The 2,949-nt window shown below is 71.4% G+C and carries 4 protein-coding genes; 1 reads left to right on the top strand and 3 read right to left on the bottom strand.

Annotated features, from left to right (window positions below):
* Positions 1-209: 209 nt before the first annotated feature.
* The gene (locus ACFYSC_RS36805) at positions 210-551 is read right to left on the bottom strand and encodes an ester cyclase (protein ID WP_389971021.1); all 342 of its coding nucleotides are present in this window, start codon (positions 549-551) and stop codon (positions 210-212) included.
* A complete protein-coding gene (locus tag ACFYSC_RS36800) occupies positions 548-1,000 on the bottom strand; it encodes a MarR family winged helix-turn-helix transcriptional regulator (RefSeq protein WP_389971018.1) in 453 nt (150 codons plus the stop codon). Before ACFYSC_RS36800 ends, ACFYSC_RS36805 begins: the two co-directional genes overlap by 4 nt.
* A gap of 155 nt (positions 1,001-1,155) precedes the next feature.
* On the opposite strand from ACFYSC_RS36800, the gene hemL reads away from it, so the two are divergent.
* Positions 1,156-2,451: a glutamate-1-semialdehyde 2,1-aminomutase gene (hemL, locus tag ACFYSC_RS36795; protein ID WP_389971015.1), complete on the top strand. Its 1,296-nt coding sequence runs from the start codon at positions 1,156-1,158 to the stop codon at positions 2,449-2,451.
* A gap of 35 nt (positions 2,452-2,486) precedes the next feature.
* Here the strand turns inward: hemL and ACFYSC_RS36790 are convergent, their stop codons facing one another.
* Positions 2,487-2,627 (bottom strand): hypothetical protein, encoded by a 141-nt coding sequence (locus ACFYSC_RS36790; RefSeq protein WP_389971012.1) that lies wholly within the window; start codon positions 2,625-2,627, stop codon positions 2,487-2,489.
* Positions 2,628-2,949: the final 322 nt, after the last annotated feature.

Here is a 2,949-nt window from a genome sequence, read left to right as displayed (position 1 = left end):
GTCTTCCTTTCCGGCGGCCCACGGTTCTCACCGATGCTGAAGCCAACCGTTGATCCCTGCCCAGAGCTGGTCGCCGTAGCCTTGCGGCCACACTGACAGGGGAGAGCGCAGGGCCGGGCGCCGTAGCCCCTCAGTTCCGGACCGCTCACGGTCCTCACCGGCGAAGCAGCCGGTCGGGGACGGACCGGTTCGGTGGATGGAAGGGGACTTCAGGGGCGGGAGAGGGTGGACAGGCCCCACAGTTCGGTGATGCGGCCGTGCCGTACCCGGAAGAACTCCATCATCATGGGGGGCCGGTCCGCCGGGGTGCCGTGCAGGGTCGTGCGGACGGCGGCCCCGTCCCGGTCGGAGAGCACGTCCTCGACGACGACCCTGAGGCCGGGGAACATCGCGTGCATCCCGGCCCAGGCCTTCACGACGCTCTCGACGCCGACGGTGCCCAGGGGGTGGCTCACGAAGTCCGCCGAGAAGATCGTCTCGGCCGCCGCGACGTCACGGGTGTTGAACGCCTCGTACATGCGGTGAGCGAGGGCCTTCGCGTCGTCCGTCATCTGGTTCGCTCCTGTTCGGGGGGTATGAGTTCCACGTTGGCGCGCAGACGGCCCAGGACCCGCAGTACGGTCTCCCGCTCCTCGGCGGTGACGCCGTCGAGGAGCCGCTCCTGGTAGTCCTGGTGTGCCCGCGCCAGTTCCGCGGCGGCCCGTTCGCCTTCGGGGGTCAGCCCGGCCAGGGTGTAGCGGTTGTCCGCCGGGTCGACGCGGCGACCGACCAGCCCCTCGGCCTCGAAGTCCTTGACGATGCGCGTGACGCTCGCACCGTCGATCGCGAGGGCCCGGCGCAGGTCGCTGTGGCTCGTCTCGCCGTTCCGCCACAGCCGCATCAGCGTGTGGAGACGGTGACCGTTCATCCCCACATGGCGGGCGAACGCCTGCCGCACCTCGGCGCAGCCGCCCATCAGGTCCTGGAAGAACCTGTCCTCGGGGGTTCCGACCCGTTCCACGACCGCCTCCTTGATCCGATCATCTATTGAACCCATCAAGAGTTGATGTGTCAAAGGGTTTGGTACGGAGACGGTGAAGTGGGTGTGGAGAATGGCGGGCCGCGAGGGCGATATGGGCGGCGAAGAGGGTGTGGGGCGTGGCTACCCTGGAGGGCGTGAGCCGTACTGAGAAGTCCGAGGACCTGTTCGCCCGCGCCCGCCAGATCGTCCCGGGAGGCGTCAACTCCCCGGTCCGGGCCTTCGGCGCAGTCGGGGGAACCCCCCGCTTCATGGCGTCGGGGCAGGGGCCCTACATCACCGACGTGGACGGCAACCGCTACGTCGACCTGGTGTGCTCCTGGGGGCCGATGATCCTCGGGCACCGGCACCCGGCCGTGGTGGAGGCGCTGCAGGAGGCGCTGGCGGACGGCACCTCCTTCGGCACGGCGACGCCCGGCGAGGTCGAGCTCGCCGAGGAGATCGTCGCCCGGGTCGCGCCGGTGGAGAAGGTCCGCCTGGTCAGCTCCGGCACCGAGGCCACCATGTCCGCCGTACGGCTGGCCCGCGGCTTCACCGGCCGCTCCAAGGTCGTCAAGTTCGCCGGCTGCTACCACGGCCACGTCGACGCCCTGCTCGCCTCGGCCGGGTCCGGCCTGGTCACCTTCGGCCTGCCCGACACTCCCGGGGTCACCGGCGCCTCGGCCGCCGACACCGTCGTGCTGCCCTACAACTCCGTCGAGGCGGTGACCGAGGCGTTCAGCGCCTTCGGTGACGAGATCGCCTGCGTCATCACCGAGGCGTGCCCGGCCAACATGGGCGTCGTCCCGCCGCTGGAGGGGTTCAACGCCACGCTCCGCGAGCTGTGCACCGCGCACGGCGCCCTGCTGATCATCGACGAGGTGCTCACCGGCTTCCGCGTCTCGGAGGCCGGCTGGTACGGCCTCGACCCGGTGGACGCCGACCTGATGACCTTCGGCAAGGTCATGGGCGGCGGCCTGCCCGCCGCGGCGTTCGGCGGCCGGGCCGACGTGATGGCCCACCTCGCCCCGGAGGGCCCGGTCTACCAGGCGGGCACGCTCTCCGGCAATCCGCTGGCCTGCGCCGCGGGCCTGGCGACCCTGCGCGGCTGCGACGACGAGGTCTACGACCGGATCGACGCCGCCGCCCTGGTGATCGGCCGCGCCGCCGCCGACGCCCTGGCCGCCGCCGGGGTGCCGCACCGTCTGCAGCGCGCGGGCAACCTGTTCTCGATCTTCTTCACCGAGGAGCGGGTCACCGACTTCGCCGCGGCTCAGAAGCAGGACACCGCCGCCTACCGCGCGTTCTTCCACGCCATGCTCGACCAGGGTGTCTACCTGCCGCCGTCGGCCTACGAGGCGTGGTTCCTCTCGGCCGCCCACGACGACGAGGCGCTGACCCGCGTGGCCGAGGCGCTTCCCCTCGCCGCCAAGGCCGCCGCCCAGGCAGGCTGAGGACCGCCCGCAGACGGACCTTGAGAGGGGATCCTCTACGCGTCCAGGTCGATGTCGATGGGGAAGGGCGCCGGGACGGTCAGACGCCCGTGGTGGATGCCGGTGAGCCCGTACGCGCCGGTGGCCGGATCGAGCTCGTGGACGTACACGATGGGCCTGCCGTCCTTGCTCTCCACCCGTCAGAAGTGCGGGATGCCCGCCTCGGCCCCTCTTTCGCCTCCTGAGTGTTACGCCCGGCCCTCCGTCCCCGCGCCGGAACCCACGAGTGATCTGGCTCCGTCCTTCCCAGGCGAAGACCAGGGACGGCTCGCAGGGGAGGAGCGAGGCCACAGGTGATCGGGCGGGGACCATGGGCGGTCCGGAAGCGAGGGGCTACGGCGCCCGGCCCTGCGCTCTCCCCCGTCGGTGTGGCCGCAAGGCTACGGCGACCCGCCCTGAGCGGGGAGCGACAAGTCGCTTCAGCATCGGCGGGGACCCTGGGCCTGCGGAAAGGGAGCG

Origin of the sequence: Streptosporangium sp. NPDC004379, assembly GCF_042873875.1 — a bacterium.
In the GTDB taxonomy this organism is placed as follows: domain Bacteria; phylum Actinomycetota; class Actinomycetes; order Streptosporangiales; family Streptosporangiaceae; genus Streptosporangium.
The sequence above is the reverse complement of the archived record's forward strand: the minus strand, read 5'-3'. Positions and strand labels throughout refer to the sequence as shown.